This is a genomic window from Pseudobutyrivibrio sp. OR37, from assembly GCF_900113655.1.
In the GTDB taxonomy this organism is placed as follows: Bacteria; Bacillota; Clostridia; order Lachnospirales; family Lachnospiraceae; genus Pseudobutyrivibrio.
Window position 1 is genome coordinate 178,980 of record NZ_FOQF01000002.1, and the last position, 18,577, is coordinate 197,556.

An 18,577-nucleotide genomic window follows, 5' to 3' on the forward strand; every position below is an offset into this window, starting at 1 on the left:
CAATGAGCTTCAATTATCTTAAAAAAATGCCTACTCCTGAGGAGATTAAAGAACAGCTTCCTGTCCCTGATGATATCAAAGAAATCAAGGCAAATCGTGATAAGGAAGTAGCTGATATTATTACAGGTAAAGATGACCGATTTTTATGTATTATCGGACCTTGCTCCGCTGATAACGAAGATGCTGTTTGTGAATACATAGAAAAGCTTGCCAGAGTTGCAGATGATATTAAGGATAAAGTTCTTGTGGTACCACGTATTTACACCAACAAGCCAAGAACAACAGGCAGTGGCTACAAGGGAATTGCTTCTCAGCCCGACCCTAATGAAGCTCCTGATATGGTTGCAGGTCTAATTGCAATGAGAAAAATGCACATACGTGCCATGACAGAAACACATCTTACAGCAGCAGACGAAATGCTCTATCCTGAGAACTGGGGATATGTAGATGATTTACTTTCTTACGTAGCTATTGGTGCTCGTTCCGTTGAAGACCAGCATCACAGACTTACAGTCTCTGGCTTTGACGTGGCTTCGGGAATGAAAAATCCAACATCTGGTGATTTTTCCGTAATGCTTAACTCCGTATATGCGGCGCAGCATCCACATCACTTTACCTTCTCAGGCTACGAGGTAACTACAACAGGAAATCCTCTGGCCCACACAATTTTACGTGGAGCAGTTTCAAAGCACGGAAATAGCACTCAAAACTACCACTACGAAGACCTAATCCGTCTCCACAATATGTACGAAGAAATGGATTTAGTAAATCCTGCCTGCATCATAGATGCAAATCATTCTAATTCAAACAAACAATATAAAGAACAAATAAGAATTGTAAAAGAAGTGATGCACAACCGTAATCACTCTGATGCTATTAAGAATTTAGTTAAAGGCGTGATGATTGAAAGCTATCTGGTGGAGGGTTGCCAGCCTATCTCCGACCATCAGACTTACGGACAATCTATCACAGACCCATGCCTTGGATGGGAAGATACAAGACACCTGCTCTACACAATAGCTGAGCGAAACTAAAAGGCTTCCCCCTCTGGGGTTGCTAGGCTCCAGTGGAGCCTGTTTAGCAACGACCGAGCCGGGAGGCGAGACAAGCTGTCACCGCAGGTGACTGATGAGGGAAATATCTAAAAAAGACCCTCATCCGTCTGCTACGCAGCCACCTTCCCCCAAAGGGGGAAGGCTATTTTTTTGCTGCATAAGCCATAATAGCGGCCACTGTTTTGGCGTCTTGTAGCTTGCCGGCGTAGCACATATCCATAAGCTCTTCTAGCTCATAAAATTCTATATCAATGTCTTCTGCTTCATCTAAGTTTTGCTCTCCAATTTTCTTCAAATCGGTAGCTAAATATACATCTATTAATTCATCACAGAAAGCTACTGTAGATTTAAGAGATAATAGTTTTTCCAGCTTTCCTGCGCGATATCCAGTTTCTTCCTCTAGCTCTCTGGCTGCACAAATGCTTGTGTCCTCATTAAGGGAATCACGCTTTCCTGCAGGCACCTCAAGTGTGAATCTATCTAAAGCGTTTCTGTATTGACGCACCATAATAAGCTTGCCATCTGGTCGTACTGCCAACACGCAGGCTGCACCCATTCTATGACTAACGAAATCCCATTTTTCTTCATTACCATTTGGTAAACGAACTGTATCCTCGTATATATCAAGAATAGAGCCTTTGTGCACAAGCTTACGATCAACTCTCTCAATTTTCTCCATAACATTACCTCTTTCTTCAAAAAAAGCGGCTGGATAAACCAGCCGCAAAATAATTTACTTTGCATAATCAGTAACTCGTGATTCACGAATTACATTTACCTTAATCTGTCCAGGATATTCTAGCTGTGATTCAATCTGCTTTGAAATATCCCTTGCCATGATGACCATATCGGCATCTGAAACCTGTTCAGGAACCACCATGATACGAATCTCTCTACCTGCTTGAATAGCAAAAGACTTTTCTACACCCTTAAAGCTGTTAGAAATTTCTTCAAGTTCTTTTAATCTGTTTGTATAAGTTTCCATAGCCTCGCGTCTAGCACCAGGTCTTGCTGCACTAATAGTATCAGCTGCCTGTACAACACAAGCTATGAGTGTTTCTGGCTCTACATCGCCATGATGTGCCTCAACAGCATTGATAACTGTCTGAGACTCTTTGTACTTGCGGCAAAGATCTGCGCCGAGCTGTACGTGAGTACCCTCCTGCTCTCTATCTACTGCCTTTCCAATATCATGCAATAAACCTGCACGCTTTGCGACTCTAACATCAAGACCGAGCTCTGCAGCAAGTAATCCTGACAACTGTGCAACCTCGATGGAATGCTTTAATACATTCTGTCCGTAGCTGGTTCTAAATTTCATCTTACCGAGAAGTCTAAGAAGTTCTGGATGAATACCCTGAACACCAACCTCAAGTGCAGCTGCATCGCCTTCCTCGCGGATTTGCTGTTCAACTTCTTTCTTAGCCTTTTCAACTGTCTCTTCAATTCTAGCTGGATGAATACGACCATCTACAATGAGCTTTTCCAATGCAATACGTGCGATTTCACGTCTAACTGGATCAAATGCAGACAAAATAACCGCTTCAGGAGTATCATCAATAATAAGTTCTACGCCAGTCATAGTTTCAAGAGTACGAATATTACGTCCCTCTCTACCAATGATACGTCCCTTCATCTCATCATTAGGAAGCTGTACAACTGAAATAGTTGTCTCAGCAACATGGTCTGCTGAACACTTTTGGATAGCACTTACTACTATCTCTCTAGCCTTCTTATCAGCCTCATCCTTCGCCTGAGCTAAGCTTTCCTTAATAAGTTTTGCTGCGTCTAATTTGACGTCTTCTTCTACAGATTTTAAAAGTTGTTCTTTTGCTTGTTCGGAGGTAAGTCCCGAGATTCTCTCTAGTTCCTGCACACGCTGCTGATTAAGCTTTGCAACTTCCTCTCGCTGCTTGTTAAGCTGTTGTTCCTGGCGAGCAAATTCAGCCTCTCTTTTTTCGACTGCATCGAGCTTTTTATCAAGATTATCTTCCTTCTGAGATAATCTATGCTCGCTTCTCTGAATTTCTGCTCGGCGCTCGCGGATTTCCTTATCGAGATCATTCTTCTGCTTCATGGCATCTTCCTTTGCCTCAAGCATAGCCTCCCTCTTTTTAGCCTCCGCATTCTTCACTGCTTCATCAATAATTTCACGAGCCTTTGCTTCAGCAGAATTTACTTTATTTCTGCCCTGCTTCTCATGAATTTGATTAGAAACAACCAGTGTGATAACAACTGCTACAACGGCAACGATAACTGCAACAATAATCGTTACTGCGTTCACAGGAGCACCTCCTTATTGAATTTTCTAATTGGAATATAAAATAAAAGCTATACTGCTCTCATTTATAAACTTCAACATAATTAGTTTAACTTTATACAAGGCGTATGTCAAGACTATGAACACCATATATAGTGTATGTACTAACTATTTTAATACCCTATTTATACTATCAGACGAAAAGCCTCTTCCTGCTAGAAAACGGTACATTTTAGCTCTATCCTCGTATGAAGCATTTTCTTTATCATAGTGCTTTTTTTCTATAAGACGCTCTATCAGACTGCTTTCATCGGCGGTATATTCCTCCTCTAAAACACGGTCAATAACCTCAGAAGCAATGCCCTTTCCAATAAGGTCCTGCTTCAGCCTCTGCTTGCTTCTGGAATCCTGATAAAAACGAATATGACTAGCTGCCATTCTGGCATCATCCAGGTAGCCATAATCATTGATATAATCGATAGCTATGTCAATTATCTCTTCGCTGTAGCCGCCCTCTTTAAGCTTATCACGAAGATTCTTTTCAGACCTGTCCTGCTTTTCCAATAAATGCAAGGCACGCTTTTTGCAACGAGGAATAAGTATTTCCGTGACTATTTCCTGATATTCTAAATCAGATAATTCCTTTCCCTCTTCTATGCCATAGCTTTCATATTCCTTCTTATAAAGAACAAAATCTGTCCCGCCAGCGAGACAGATTTTTGCTCTTCCCTTTGTTAGTTTAACAAGAGATAATACTTCCATATTTTATTCCTCTGTAGGAGTATCTTCCTTTTTGTCGCCACCAACTAATCCTACTTCAGACTCATCTGTTTCTGAATAGTGGTCGCGGATTGCATCTGCAATTTCCTCACATACATCTGGATTTTGCTTAAGATATGTCTTGGCATTTTCACGACCCTGACCAATCTTCTCGCCAAGGTATGCATACCATGCACCAGACTTCTGTACAATATCAAGATTAGCAGCAACATCAAGAATATCACCTTCACGAGAGATACCCTCGCCAAACATGATATCAAATTCTGCCTCTCTGAATGGAGGTGCTACCTTATTCTTTACAATCTTTGCACGAGTTCTGTTACCGATAACCTCTCCATTCTGCTTAAGAGCCTCGATACGGCGAACATCGATACGTACAGAAGCGTAGAACTTAAGAGCACGTCCACCTGTAGTAGTTTCAGGATTACCGAACATAACACCAACCTTTTCACGAAGCTGGTTGATAAAAATAACTACACAGTTTGTTTTAGCAACAATACCAGTAAGCTTTCTCATGGCCTGTGACATAAGACGAGCATGTAAACCTACATGAGAATCACCCATATCACCATCGATTTCAGCCTTAGGAACAAGTGCGGCTACTGAATCCACTACAATGATATCCATGGCACCAGAGCGTACCATTGTCTCTGTAATTTCAAGAGCCTGCTCACCATTATCTGGCTGAGAAATATATAAATCATCAATATTAACACCGATAGCCTTAGCATATTTAGGATCAAGAGCGTGCTCTGCATCGATGAAACCAGCGATACCGCCTGCCTTCTGAACCTCTGCTACTGCATGAAGTGCAAGTGTTGTCTTACCAGATGATTCTGGTCCATAAATTTCAATAATACGGCCCTTAGGGAAACCACCCTGACCGAGTGCTATATCAAGACTGATTGAGCCTGTAGGAACTGTTTCTACCTGGATATTAGCCCCTTCACCAAGCTTCATAACTGAGCCCTTACCATACTGTTTTTCAATCTGCGAAATCGCAGCATCTAACGCTTTAAGCTTATCTTCATTTGCCATTTATAAAACCTCCGTTCGGAACAACCGTTCGTTCTTTATGTATAATAATAGTTAATATGAAATAAAAAGTCAACAAAAAATGGGATAAAAATTGAAAAACAAAAAATAACAAAAAAGACGGTGACATCAGTCACCGCCATTTAATATACACTGTCGTTTACATATCGTCAAGCTATTTATTTTTTAATTTCAAACATGGTCTTTCAATAAAATGCCAGCTAAGCCATGAAAGTGGAACAACAATGGCCAGTGTTAATGCCATATTTAAATATGGATTCATGGTTAATGTGTGGTAAGTTTTAGATGGCTTTCCCAAGTATTCTACTAATATCTGCTGAATAGGAAATGTCATAATATATATTCCGTAAGACAAATCTCCTACCTTGTCATACCACTTTGCTATAAAACGTTTTTGGAAGGCAATATAAAAAATTATGTAAGCTCCGCAAATGCTAAAAGTAAATATAAAATTGCAAAATAAAATACCCATGACAAGGCCTAATATTGCAAAGCCTAATGCCCTTACAGAAAGAATAATCTTATCTGAATATAGATACGCTGTCATTCCAATAGTAAAGAACATACCAAGCTTAGACATATTAAGCATATATCCAGAAGACAAAACAGGTAAGCTTCCCAGAGGACCATAAGTAATTCCAAAATATATTCCTGCCAATATAACATACATAGCAGGGGCAAACCATCGTCTCTTCTTCCAGATAATGCTTGTAATTGCCACTAAGATATACCAAATCACTTCGTACATTAAAGTCCAAAGAGATCCGTTAACACTATGTATATAGTGATTAGGAAAAACGCCTGGAAGATTTGTATCAGTAGATATAAATATAAGATTTAAAAGAAAACCCTTTAAATCACCGTATTCAAAATATTGGGAGAATGTATATACAGAAACAATAGGCCCAACAATAAACGCAAGTACCATTACTACAACAAAAAGTAATGGCCATATTCTTAAGAATCGCGCTTTGGCATATTTAAATACACTGCTTGTCCTATCAAAGCTTCTGCAAATTAAAAAGCCGCTAATGATAAAAAAGATATACACTGCAATTCCACCTGCCAAATCCTTATGATTGGTGAGGGTGTAGAATATATCCTCATCCTGCACCCCTACACACACCGCAAAGGAGTGCATGTAGAGTACCATAAGACTTGCAACAAGTCGAATTATATTCAGGTTATTTTTTCTATCAATAGCAGCTTCGTTAATTGTCATTAATTAGTACCAAACTCCGATAATACTAGTCCTTCGTTTCTGTCTAAAACCATACCAACGGACCATGAATTTACAAAAAGTAATAGTGGTCTATCCTTTAAATCCTTAATCTTCTTCATATCTGATGTACCAGAAATCTTATTGAGATCGTAATCTCCCTCAATCCATCTGATATGCTCGTATGGAAGATTTTCAAGAGCTATTTCTACATTGTATTCGTTGTTTAATCGATATTTTAATACATCAAACTGAAGTACACCTACAACACCTACAATGATTTCTTCCATACCAGTATTAAATTCCTGGAATATCTGAATAGCACCTTCCTGCGCAATCTGAGTGATTCCCTTCATGAACTGCTTACGCTTCATGGTATCAATCTGGCGAACACGTGCAAAATGCTCTGGTGCGAAAGTAGGAATACCCTCGAACTTAAATGGCTTTTTAGCAGATGTAAAGGTATCACCAATGCTATATAGACCTGGATCGAACACACCGATAATATCGCCTGCATAAGCCTTATCTACTATCTTACGCTCATCAGCCATCATCTGCTGTGGAGCAGAAAGCTTGGCCTTACGACCGCCCTGAACATGCAAATAATCCTTTGAAGCATCAAAGGTACCAGAACAAATACGAAGAAAAGCAACACGGTCACGGTGAGCCTTGTTCATATTAGCCTGAATCTTAAATACAAATGCTGAGAAATCCTCAGAAAATGGGCTAATCTCCCCTACATCACTCTTACGAGGAAGTGGGCTATAAGTCATCTGAAGGAAGTGCTCAAGGAAAGTCTCAACACCAAAGTTTGTAAGAGCAGAACCAAAGAATACTGGCGAAAGCTCACCGGCTGTAACCTGATCCTGATTGAACTCGGCACCTGCACCATCTAAAAGCTCAAGCTCTTCCATAAGCTGATCATATTTTTCCTGACCGATCTCTTCCTTGAGAGCTGGATCATCCACAGAAATAATGCGCTCCTCGCCCTGCTTAGTACCCTTTTGAGTATCTGAGAACATGCGCACACATCTAGTATTTCTATCGTATACACCTTTAAATTCCTTACCTGAGCCTATTGGCCAGTTTACAGGAACTGTAGCGATTCCAAGCTCATTTTCGATATCATCAAGAAGCTCAAAAGTGTCATTGGCGTCTCTATCCATCTTGTTGATGAAAGTGAAAATTGGAATATGTCTCATGACACAAACCTTAAACAGCTTTCTTGTCTGAGCCTCAACACCCTTTGATGCATCGATAACCATTACTGCAGAATCTGCAGCCATAAGGGTACGATATGTATCCTCCGAGAAATCCTGATGTCCAGGTGTATCAAGGATATTAATGCAATATCCATCATATTCAAACTGAAGTACAGAAGAAGTTACGGAAATACCTCTCTCCTTCTCGATTTCCATCCAGTCAGATACTGCATGTCTTGCTGTAGCTTTTCCCTTTACTGAACCTGCAAGATTAATCTGACCACCATATAAAAGAAACTTTTCGGTAAGTGTAGTCTTACCAGCATCAGGGTGGGAAATAATCGCAAAGGTACGACGTCTCTTAATTTCTTCTTCAACTGAACGTGCCATAAAACCTCCAAAAAATAATCTCTAATTCGTATAAACCGAAAAATAGCCTGTACCAACATCAACTGGTACAGGCCATGATTTCATAAATTCTCGAACGTAAATTAGAACTTACGCTTTCTAGCAGCCTCAGACTTCTTCTTACGCTTTACTGAAGGCTTCTCATAGTGCTCACGCTTACGAATCTCCTGCTGGATACCAGCCTTAGCACAGTTTCTCTTAAATCTACGAAGAGCGCTGTCTAATGATTCGTTTTCTTTAACTGTAACATATGACATAGTCTAATCCTAACCTCCCTCCATCTGGGGACTTGTACTTATTATTCTTTAAAGCACTAACAAGCATTATAGCATAAAATCAATATTCGTCAACTATATTTTGAATATTTTCATTAATAACAGTATCAACGATGTGAGTTGCAATATATTCCATAGTTCTGTCATTAGGATGAATTGCTACTGCACTATCGAAAATTTTATGTGTTCTACCGTCATCGCCACCTACTCTAGTACCAATGCTAGAGATGTAGCTTCCATTTTTTCTGATACCGGAAAGATCGATGTAATCGCAGCTTTGTCTATCAGCAACACGCTTTTTAATGCTATCCCTTCCCGACATCTGCCAAAAATCACCTACAAGTACTACCTTTGCTGTTGGCACGCTTTTCTTAATGTATTGAACAAGGATTTCATAATCTTCCTCAAAGTTTCTGGTGTTTTTGATGTTCTCTCCTACCTGAATTACCACTAAATCATAATCCTTTGTGAGAGCCCCATCAATATTTGGAAGCATCTTTGAACGTACATTGTCTCTTTCCCAAGTAGAAAAACCGATGATGTCATAATCTACCATTGGATAGATATTTCTAAGTCCTGCTACTGTCTGATGTACATAATCCCTTTCAGGTGCTGTAGCGGCCATACCCCAAGAGCCCCACCAATAGCTGCAGGCTGGATGTATGGTGATTGAATTTCCTATAAATAAAGCCTTATATATTCCATCATCTACAGGCTGCTCTTCTGCTGGTGCTACTAAAGGTGCCCCAGTATCCATTACCATATTAGGGTTCATTGCAGTATTTGCTTCAGGAACTATTGTATCGTTGGCTTGGAAGGTTGGTGCTCCTTCGTAGGCTGCTCTTCCTTCCCATTTTCCCTTTGTAACATAATGCTTTAATAGTTTGCTTGAACTATTTCCTAGCTCTGCCACAATATCAGGATTTGACTGAGCATAGTATTTCGCATCAAATACATATTTGGTCTGTGGAACGATGATTTTGGCCTCAACCTGACCTTGAGTATTAAAGCTTTCGAAAATAATAACTGCCGCTAAAAAAGCAAACAATTTACGGAAAAACCTTCTAGAATTGGTTTTCATTTTTTATCCTCCATTATAGATATACTCCAATATATTATTTAAAAGTATTGTCCAAAATGTGAAAAAGAGGCCCATATTAATGAGCCTCTATACTATCTTAAAGCATTCCTTCAAGTACGCTCTTTGCTTCTGCAAGTGCATCAGCAATACCAGCTGGGTTCTTACCACCAGCCTGAGCCATGTTTGGACGGCCACCGCCGCCACCGCCAACCTTAGGTGCAATAGCCTTAACAAGGTTACCAGCATGTGCTCCTGCCTTCTGAGCATCATCAGTTGCCATAACTACAAGATTTACCTTGCCATCGCAATCTGATGCAAGAACAACAACACCCTCGCCAAGCTTATTCTTAAGGTCATCACCAAGGTCACGGAGTCCGTTCATATCAACACCAGCTACTGATGTTGCAAGAAGCTTAACGCCCTTAACCTCTACAACTGAATCCATAACATCGCCAACTGCAGCCTGTGCAGCCTTAGCCTTCATAGATTCAAGCTCAGAATTTGTCTCCTTAAGCTGCTTCTGAAGATGTGCAATCTTCTCTTCTACATCTGCTGGCTTGCACTTAAGAGCTGCCGCTGCAGCATTAAGCTTAGCCTCGATATCAGCATAGTATTCAAATACAGCAGCGCCTGTGATAGCTTCGATACGACGTGTACCAGCAGCTACACCGCTCTCTGAAAGAATCTTGAATGCAGAGATCTCTGATGTGTTAGATACGTGTGTACCACCACAAAGCTCTGTAGAGAAATCTCCCATCTTTACAACGCGAACCTCGTCGCCATATTTCTCACCAAAGAGAGCCATTGCTCCGCTCTTTTTAGCCTCATCAATTGACATGATAGCTGTAGTAACTGCAAGTCCTTCAGCAATCTTGTCATTAACCATCTTTTCAACCTTTGCGATTTCTTCATCTGTCATAGCTGAGAAGTGAGAGAAATCGAAACGTGTTCTATCAGCATCCTGGTATGAACCCTTCTGCTCTACGTGTGTACCAAGTACCTCACGAAGTGCCTTCTGAAGAAGGTGAGTAGCTGAATGGTTCTTGCAGATACGAGCACGGCGAGCAGCGTCAACCTTAAGTGTAACCTTATCGCCAACCTTAATCATACCTGACTTCATTTCACCAACATGGCCAATCTTACCACCCTTGAGCTTGATAGTATCCTTTACTTCAAACTCACCGTTTGGTGTAGAGATGATACCTGTATCACCAATCTGACCACCCATTGTAGCGTAGAAAGGAGTTTCAGGAACAATGATTGTTCCAACTGTTCCTTCTGTAATAGTATCAACGATTTCAGTTTCTGTTGTGAGAACTGTAACTGTTGATTCTGATGTAGTCTTGTCGTAGCCTACAAACTCAGATGTAACAGCTAAATCGATATCATCATATACAGATGCATCAGCACCCATATAGTTTGTCTCTTTACGAGCTGCACGAGCCTTCTGTCTCTGTTCCTCCATGCAAGCCTCAAAGCCTGCTGCGTCGTAGCCAAAGCCCTTTTCTTCAAGGATTTCTGCTGTAAGGTCTACAGGGAATCCGTAAGTATCGTAAAGCTTGAATGTATTCTCACCTGAAAGCTCCTTAGCTCCAGATGCCTTAAGCTCTTCTTCCATCTTTGCAAGGATTTCAAGACCCTTGTCGATAGTTTTGTTGAACTGCTCTTCCTCTGCTGTAAGAGTCTTGAAGATGAATTCTCTCTTCTCCCAAAGCTCTGGATAGCCATCCTTACATTCATTGATAACTGTCTCAGAAAGCTTTGCCATGAAAAGACCATCAATGCCAAGTGCTCTACCATGCTTTGCAGCACGTCTGATAAGACGACGAAGAACATAACCTCTACCCTCGTTTGAAGGTGTAACACCATCAGATACAAGGAAAGTAGATGAACGAATATGATCAGTGATAAGACGGATTGATACATCATCAAGAGCATCTACCTGATACTGCTTTCCTGACATTTCGCAAATCTTATCACGAATAGCCTTCATTGTGTCAATATCGAATACTGAATCAACATCCTGCATAACAACTGCGAGACGCTCAAGACCCATACCTGTATCGATATTCTTCTGAGCAAGCTCCTCATAACCGCCGTGGCCATCACCATTAAACTGTGTAAATACGTTGTTCCAAACCTCCATAAAGCGATCGCAATCGCAACCAACCTTACAATCTGGCTTACCGCAACCGTATTTTTCTCCACGATCGTAATAAATTTCTGAGCAAGGACCACAAGGGCCAGCACCATGCTCCCAGAAGTTATCACATTCACCTGTTTCAGGATCACGATAGAAACGTGTGATGCGTTCTGGAGCTACTCCAACTTCCTTTGTCCAAATTTCAAATGCTTCCTCATCCTCTCCATAGATAGATGGATAAAGACGATTAGGATCAAGCTTAAGAACCTCTGTTAAAAATTCCCAAGACCAAGCAATAGCTTCATGCTTAAAATAATCTCCGAAAGAAAAGTTACCAAGCATCTCAAAAAAAGTAAGATGGCGAGCCGTCTTACCTACATTATCAATGTCACCTGTTCTAACACATTTTTGACATGTTGTAACGCGTCTCCTTGGTGGAATCTCCTGTCCTGTAAAGTATGGCTTAAGTGGAGCCATACCAGCGTTGATAAGAAGTAAACTGTTATCATTCTGTGGCACAAGAGAAAAGCTGTTGAGACAAAGGTGGCCTTTGCTCTCAAAGAATTCCAAGTAGGCGCGTCGTAAATCATTAACACCGTTATTCAAAACAATAGTCCTCCAAAAATTATTCCTCGGAAGAATCTGTTACGGCATCTGAGATGCCCTTCTTCCTGTCGCTAGACTGGCGAAGCTTAATTCCAATAAAGCCTCCACAAATGCCTAATGCAACGAGTATGATCATTTTAATCAGATAACTTGCAAAACTAGACAAAAATGCTGACATGGCAATTCCTCCTATATTACAAAATTTTTAACTAATTAAATCATATTACATACTTAGCTAAATTATAATCCAAAGCCTTTTTAAATTCCACCAGTATTTCAGAAAATTAATAAGAAAATAACCAAAATAGCCTGTAGTAGAAAAAAATCACTAGCCAAAAGAGTTAATGCTCTTCTGATATCTTTAGCTTCAGCAACTTTATCATCATCTCCGATGGTATCATCCTTTAGCTTAATACCTAAAGCTCCTGCAAATGCAGAAATTGCTTTATAACTATCTCGAAGATTGATAAACCTGGCATTCTTGCCATCAACGCCAGATGTAATATGCTTTGCTGCAAAAACACTCAACGCACCTGCAAACCTGCCAGGAAGGTAATCTACAATCCTGTTAAGCTTTGCGATGCTGTACCCAAAATCCTTATATCTATATGTATTATGGCCGATTTCAGAATCTATGAAATCTACTGTTCGGTAAACAAAGCCTCCTACAGGCCCGAATAGAAACATTACAAATATAGGAGAAATCACTGCATCTGAAGCCTGATTTGCAATATAGGTAATAGCTTCTTTGGTAGCCATTTGCTCATCCTCAAAGGAACCTGTTTTACCAGATAGAGCTTCGTAGGTACCTTTCATAGACTTTAGGCCATCTCCATAGAAATCATCCATAATGTTCCTGCCCCCTATGTAGAGGTATTTAGCATCGATACATAAATATGTAGCAAAGGCCTCGAACAATACGCCTACAGGTGTTGCAATTTCATAACAAAGCATTGTAAAAAATGTGATAATCGCAATGACTGGTACAAGCACCAGCATCACTAGCCACATTCCTAAACTACGCTGCTTTGCAGGCTCTAAAAGAATGATTTCATCCCCAAGTAACGCCCTGTCTAGGTATTTTATAAGCTTTTTTACTGAATCAAAAGGATTCCAAATGCCATAAATCCTTCCAAAAACAAAATCTAAAATTGTGCCAAGTAATAGCCCAATCAAGTGACATCTAAACATTGTTCATCCCCATTTACTTATTGCGTTTATGGTAAAACTGAAGCTGCTGGACATAGCCTTGAAAACCAGCGTAGCTTTCATTTATATACTTAAGATATTCATCCTTTGAATAAGAACTGTAATCCTCAGTAATAATCTTTTTCATCCAGGTATCAATAGGATAGCTTTCCATAAAATGGAAGCCATAAAGCATTATACAATTGGCAACCTTTGGGCCAATGCCCTTTATTTTAAGAAGGGTAGCCATAGCATCCTGGTAAGGAAGCTTACTGATAGCTTTTATATCAAGGCTGCCTTCAACCACCTGCTTTGATATGCCGATAATATAATCCGCCCTATAGCCAAGGGCTGTTCCATCCATAAGCTCCGCCTCTGGGATATAGGCCAGTACCTCTGGCTTTGGAAAATGTATACCATCAGAATATCTATCGCAAAGACACTGAATTGATTTCTTTATCTTTGGAATATTATTATTTTGAGAAATTACATAGGAAATAAAAACTTCCCACAAATCCTGACGCAAAATACGCATTCCAAAGGAATCCATCAAGGCTTCCTTTAAAAACTTGTCAGAGCTTTTTCTTATGAGCTCGTTATACTTAACATAATCTGTATCAAAATCAAAGTAGTTTTGCCAAAATCCCCACTGATTTTCTTCACACGCAAAATCCCAGGAATCCTTTTCTTTATTTAAATAAAAGTAAATATCATTATCGCCAGAGCAAGCGCTGTATGTGTCTGGCATGCCATCGGCACCCTTTGTCTCACGCTTCATTCTAAAGACCTGCCCTGAATTCATGATTATTTCTGGATTAAACTCTTCTGCTGTAAGTTTCTTGCTGAATACCATATTATTCCTCTATTTCAAAAATCATATTCTCACGATCAATCTCAATGATTCTATCCTTGAGATTTGCTATATCTGGGCGTGTTTTAAATCGCTGAATCCACTGATACTCTCCCCACATATTCATCGGAAAGATCACATCACTATCGATGTTTTTTACAAAATAATCCATTCCCAGGAAATAACCATCCTCGCCCATACGTGCGTCCATAGGAACAAAAGCTATATCGTATTTGCGATTTCGGATTGGCCTTAAATATGTTCTGTATTCACGGCCATATTGCTCTCCATATAGCTCTCCTCTGCCTTCGGCGTTCCACCAATTAAGAGTGCCAGCAAAGTAAATATTCTGTCCGCCTACTGATATTGAAAACGCCACCCCCACATCATTGGAGCGAAGTGTTTCGATTTTCATATCATCAATATCGTATTTACGAAGTGGTTTTACAAACTGAATGCGTTCTTTTTCAACCACGCCTTTTTTAATTTTAATATCCTTGGATAAAATGAATTTCTTTACATTATCTAGATTAAAGATAGCTTCGTCATAATGGTCTTTTCGACCATTACTTGCAAAAACATAAATAGGCTTTGCCTCAAAGACTGGCAAAGAGCCTCTATATGGAACACTATCTTCAATTGAAGACTTGTCAAAATAATCAAATAGCAAATATCTATCTGAAAGCTCTACCACAAATGAGCTGTGCATTAAATAATATACCTTAACCATATTATCCTCCTTAAGGTATTTTAACACACTTATAAAAAAAGGACATCCACAACCGTGGATGTCCAGAATTTTAAATTAATTATTTAGCTGCACGAGCCATAGCCTCTTCGAAGTCCTTTGTTCCTTCGAATACGCAGTTAGAATATGGGTTACCACCAATTCTGATAGCATTTCTGATGATTACAGAGATGCAAAGAACGTTAACACCAAGTGCCATCATAGCTACGAATCCCTGCATTGTAGGATCAGCTGTGATTCCCATTGCTGCAATTGCTTCGTTAGCTGCAATAGTCTTGCCCTGGCCTGCCTGGTAAAGAGCGATAGCCTGCTCGTAAAGATCCATTGTTGTGATACCAGCTTCTGTAGCTCCACCGTATACACGTGGAAGAACAGCAGCGAATGTACCCTTTAACTGGAAGAGAGGTACTACCTGTGCCCACATACACCAAATAGCAAGTGTGTTAGCACGGTTCTGGATCCAAGCACCCTTGTTCCAAAGAGCGTTAGCAAATGTAGGAGCAAGAAGAAGTGCAACACCACAGTACCATGTATGTGTAGGAAGGTTCAAATATGTATATTCGAAGTTCCATACATCATAAGCAACGATGAACCATACTGTCATATCTGGCCAGATCATATCTGACATGTTCTTGTCGTTTGATGTGTAAAGCTTTACACAACCTGTCATACAGAAGATGTTGATCATACCAGCGATAGCGTTAACAACGTTCCACCATCCACCGTAGATGAATACACCTTCGTTTGAACACCACCAAGCACCTGAAAGGTCGCCTGTGATTGAGTATGCTGCAAGAGCTGACTCCATATCTGAAACATTAGCGATCATGATGTTTGCTGCAACGATGAACCATGGCCACCAAGCAAACCATTTTTCTTTACCAATGCCCCACTTATATTTAATCATCATGAAGCCGACGCATCCGATATCTGCTGCGTAGAGCTTAAAGTAGTGGAACCAACCGTCCATATATGCAACTGTTGGGTTTGAAGCACCGCCGAATAAACCAACATGTGCTAAGATGAAGTAAACTGTAAGAATACATGGGATGATAACAAAAATAATCATTCCACCGACCTTTGTACGACGGCCGAGCTCATTCATAATAATCAATCCTGCAAATACAAGGCACCAGCCAAGGATCTGCCAAAGATTAGTGATTTGGAAAATCATATCCAAGCCTCCTTAATAATTATTTACATTTTTAAATAGAGAAAACTAATTCCTCTATCCTCAGTTTTTATTATACCTATATGTGAAGAAAATAACAATATATCAGTTTATAAAAAATTAATACATTTTTTATAATTTGTATTGTTGCATATTTCTTATAAACCCCTAATTTTCAACATTTGTGGCATACATTCAAACGTTAAATTATTAAGAAATCCTATGTGTTCCCCGTCAGCATGTACACACATACTCTCATTCATTACGATGTCCATTTTATCAAAATTTATTAAATCGAATCCTTCTTTTCCAATGTGCTTTCCTTTCACCAAATATGGCAATAAAGTAAAACATTTAAATCTGGAAATATCATGGGCAATAAATGCTGTGAGATGTCCTGAATCTGCCTTGGCATCAGGTGCCATTGGAATACCTCCACCTTCTGCCCTGCAATTCATAGCTGCAGCAAATATGGTGCTTTTTATATTTCTGGTAGTGGTCTTGTTATCATAATAAATAGTAACCTTGGCATCAGAAAATGGCATGGTAAAAAGATCTCCCACCGTCAAAATACCGTAGGTAGCGGAGCCTGCTCCAAACCTATTTAAAAATCTCTTAAGCTTGCTGTCTAATGCCTGAAGACACACGTAAGCATCTACTCCGATTCCTGCGCTCACCCCAAACAATCGCACGCAAGCCTTACCCTCCTTTTCATACGAAAGCTTCCCTATATCAAAAAGCTTATATTCATTTGTATTAAGTGCTCTATCTAATATTTCAAGAGCACCCCCCTTAAGCCCAATACCAGCTGCAAAATCATTGGCAGAGCCCGATGGAAGTGGTGTGTAAATAGTATTTTCAAAATCCTGTATTCCATTTAACGCCTCATTTAAGGTACCATCTCCTCCCATTACAAACAGCGCCACCTGCTCCCCTGAGGACGTAGCTGCTTTGACGAAGCTGGTAGCATCACCAGGTCCTGCAGTAAAATGAACCTCATAGCTTATATTTTTTTCTTTCAAATAATCTTCTACTTTTTTCCATAATTCTCCAGCTTTTCCTGTTCGGCTGGCTTTATTAACAATAAATAGGTTTTTCATAGCATTTCCTTTCAATTTCTAAAGATAATTGTGGTCATTTTAAAAACTAAAGTCAATGGATTTCTTGCACTATAAAAAATAGAATGATAGCATATCAGGTAGAAATTTAAAAAAAGAGGACTCAATAATGGACAATAATGAATTCAAAGAAAAATTAATGCATAAGGTAGACCACAACGGCCACCGCGCCATGTCTGTGGTAGGCTGGACTCTTGCAGCTATTTTCATCGGTATTTCCGTTGGATTGTTTGCCACCGGCTTTGGACTATCTATGAGATATGTTATTAAATTTAGAGAAGCTCACAAATGGATGATTTTCCTTCTTCCAATAGGAGCTGTTTTTATCACCTTCATGTACAAACAAATTTTGAAGGAAAAGGATAGCGGCACCAACACTGTTATCGCTGCCATTCAATCAGATGAGCATCTTCCTTTTAGATTAGCGCCACTGATTTTTATTGCTACTCTCGTCACACATTTAGTGGGCGGTTCTGCTGGTCGTGAGGGCGCTGCCCTTCAAATGGGTGGAGCCATAGGAAATGGAATTGGTCGTGTTCTTAAGCTCAATTCAACTAACAAAAAGACAATGATAATGTGTGGAATGAGTGCAGCCTTTTCTGCATTATTTGGAACTCCAATGGCTGCAGCTATATTTTCAATGGAGGTGGTATCCGTTGGAATCATGCATTACGCCGCCTTGGTTCCATGTGTTATTTCTTCACTTGTGGCTAGATATGTAGCTAATTACTTTGGGCTTGGGGCTGAGATTTACCCAATAGAAGTGATTCCAAAGTTCACAATAAAAACCTCCATAATGATATGCATCTTTGCAATCCTTTGTGGTCTGGCTTCAATGCTGTTTTGCACAATGCTTCATAAATACGAAAGCTTCCTAAGTGGCAAGGTTTCAAATCCTTATATCAAAGCTATCATTGGCGGTACTTCCGTTTTAGCTCTTACACTAATAGTTGGAAACCAAACCTACAACAGTACTGGTTCCGCCATCATCATGTCCTGCTTTACAGGAGCAAGTATTGGTCTAGGCACCTTCCTTTTAAAAATGATTTTTACAACCCTTACATTATCCTGCGGCTACAAGGGTGGTGAAATTGTTCCTACATTATTTATTGGTGCAACTTTTGGCGCTGCAGTTGGACAACTAATTGGATTTTCACCAGCACTACTTGCTGCAGTTGGAATGGGGGCACTTTTCTGTGGTGTTACCAACTGCCCTATTTCCAGCCTACTAATTTGCTTCGAACTTTTCGGCTACGAGCCAATGCCTTACTTCCTTCTAGCTGTTGCCTTCAGCTACTGGGTATCAGGCTACACCGGCCTCTACCGTGCCCAAAAAATCGTCTACAGCAAATATCGCAGCAACTACATCGACAAAAAAGTCGATTAAAGACTATACAATAAGAGCTGTAACTCATAA

General features: G+C 40.0%; 17 protein-coding genes. 2 read left to right on the plus strand and 15 right to left on the minus strand.

What is annotated here, in order from left to right; genetic code table 11:
- Positions 1 to 2 precede the first annotated feature (2 nt).
- A complete protein-coding gene (locus tag BM097_RS01770) occupies positions 3 to 1,034 on the plus strand; it encodes a 3-deoxy-7-phosphoheptulonate synthase (RefSeq protein ID WP_090545281.1) in 1,032 nt (343 codons plus the stop codon).
- A gap of 163 nt (positions 1,035 to 1,197) precedes the next feature.
- Here BM097_RS01770 and BM097_RS01775 read toward each other — a convergent pair whose 3' ends face one another.
- The 15 genes from BM097_RS01775 to BM097_RS01840 form a co-directional block, all read right to left on the minus strand.
- A complete protein-coding gene (locus tag BM097_RS01775) occupies positions 1,198 to 1,734 on the minus strand; it encodes an NUDIX hydrolase (protein WP_090545283.1) in 537 nt (178 codons plus the stop codon).
- Positions 1,735 to 1,788: 54 nt separating this feature from the next.
- Complete coding sequence (rny, locus tag BM097_RS01780) at positions 1,789 to 3,309, minus strand: ribonuclease Y (protein ID WP_334292392.1); 1,521 nt, start codon at positions 3,307 to 3,309, stop codon at positions 1,789 to 1,791.
- Positions 3,310 to 3,483: 174 nt separating this feature from the next.
- Positions 3,484 to 4,077, minus strand: coding sequence for a regulatory protein RecX (locus tag BM097_RS01785; RefSeq protein ID WP_090545285.1), 594 nt, complete (start codon positions 4,075 to 4,077; stop codon positions 3,484 to 3,486).
- A 3-nt stretch (positions 4,078 to 4,080) separates the two neighbouring features.
- A complete protein-coding gene (gene recA / locus BM097_RS01790) occupies positions 4,081 to 5,133 on the minus strand; it encodes a recombinase RecA (protein WP_090545287.1) in 1,053 nt (350 codons plus the stop codon).
- Between the two features lie 172 nt (positions 5,134 to 5,305).
- Complete coding sequence (locus tag BM097_RS01795) at positions 5,306 to 6,373, minus strand: acyltransferase family protein (protein WP_090545289.1); 1,068 nt, start codon at positions 6,371 to 6,373, stop codon at positions 5,306 to 5,308.
- Positions 6,373 to 7,962 carry a peptide chain release factor 3 gene (locus tag BM097_RS01800; protein WP_090545291.1) on the minus strand — a complete coding sequence of 530 codons (1,590 nt, stop codon included), beginning with the start codon at positions 7,960 to 7,962 and terminating at the stop codon, positions 6,373 to 6,375. Before BM097_RS01800 ends, BM097_RS01795 begins: the two co-directional genes overlap by 1 nt.
- A gap of 101 nt (positions 7,963 to 8,063) precedes the next feature.
- The gene (gene rpsU / locus BM097_RS01805; RefSeq protein WP_028236498.1) at positions 8,064 to 8,237 is read right to left on the minus strand and encodes a 30S ribosomal protein S21; all 174 of its coding nucleotides are present in this window, start codon (positions 8,235 to 8,237) and stop codon (positions 8,064 to 8,066) included.
- 79 nt (positions 8,238 to 8,316) lie between these two features.
- Positions 8,317 to 9,336: an SGNH/GDSL hydrolase family protein gene (locus BM097_RS01810; protein WP_090545293.1), complete on the minus strand. Its 1,020-nt coding sequence runs from the start codon at positions 9,334 to 9,336 to the stop codon at positions 8,317 to 8,319.
- A 97-nt stretch (positions 9,337 to 9,433) separates the two neighbouring features.
- Positions 9,434 to 12,085: an alanine--tRNA ligase gene (alaS, locus tag BM097_RS01815; RefSeq protein ID WP_330389528.1), complete on the minus strand. Its 2,652-nt coding sequence runs from the start codon at positions 12,083 to 12,085 to the stop codon at positions 9,434 to 9,436.
- Positions 12,086 to 12,104: 19 nt separating this feature from the next.
- Positions 12,105 to 12,263 (minus strand): hypothetical protein, encoded by a 159-nt coding sequence (locus tag BM097_RS16240; protein WP_177197335.1) that lies wholly within the window; start codon positions 12,261 to 12,263, stop codon positions 12,105 to 12,107.
- Positions 12,264 to 12,361: 98 nt separating this feature from the next.
- Positions 12,362 to 13,276 (minus strand): cobalamin biosynthesis protein CobD/CbiB, encoded by a 915-nt coding sequence (locus BM097_RS01820; protein WP_090545297.1) that lies wholly within the window; start codon positions 13,274 to 13,276, stop codon positions 12,362 to 12,364.
- Between the two features lie 13 nt (positions 13,277 to 13,289).
- Entirely contained in the window at positions 13,290 to 14,126 is an 837-nt protein-coding gene (locus tag BM097_RS01825; RefSeq protein WP_090545299.1) for a DNA-3-methyladenine glycosylase 2, read from the minus strand.
- A gap of 1 nt (position 14,127) precedes the next feature.
- Complete coding sequence (locus BM097_RS01830) at positions 14,128 to 14,853, minus strand: MBL fold metallo-hydrolase (RefSeq protein WP_090545301.1); 726 nt, start codon at positions 14,851 to 14,853, stop codon at positions 14,128 to 14,130.
- Positions 14,854 to 14,932: 79 nt separating this feature from the next.
- Positions 14,933 to 16,045 carry a DUF5692 family protein gene (locus tag BM097_RS01835; protein WP_090545303.1) on the minus strand — a complete coding sequence of 371 codons (1,113 nt, stop codon included), beginning with the start codon at positions 16,043 to 16,045 and terminating at the stop codon, positions 14,933 to 14,935.
- A 155-nt stretch (positions 16,046 to 16,200) separates the two neighbouring features.
- Positions 16,201 to 17,142, minus strand: coding sequence for a diacylglycerol/lipid kinase family protein (locus BM097_RS01840; RefSeq protein ID WP_090545305.1), 942 nt, complete (start codon positions 17,140 to 17,142; stop codon positions 16,201 to 16,203).
- Positions 17,143 to 17,269: 127 nt separating this feature from the next.
- Between BM097_RS01840 and BM097_RS01845 the strand changes: the two genes are divergently transcribed.
- On the plus strand, positions 17,270 to 18,547 hold the full coding sequence (locus BM097_RS01845; RefSeq protein WP_242944634.1) for a chloride channel protein: 1,278 nt from the start codon (positions 17,270 to 17,272) through the stop codon (positions 18,545 to 18,547).
- Positions 18,548 to 18,577 lie beyond the last annotated feature (30 nt).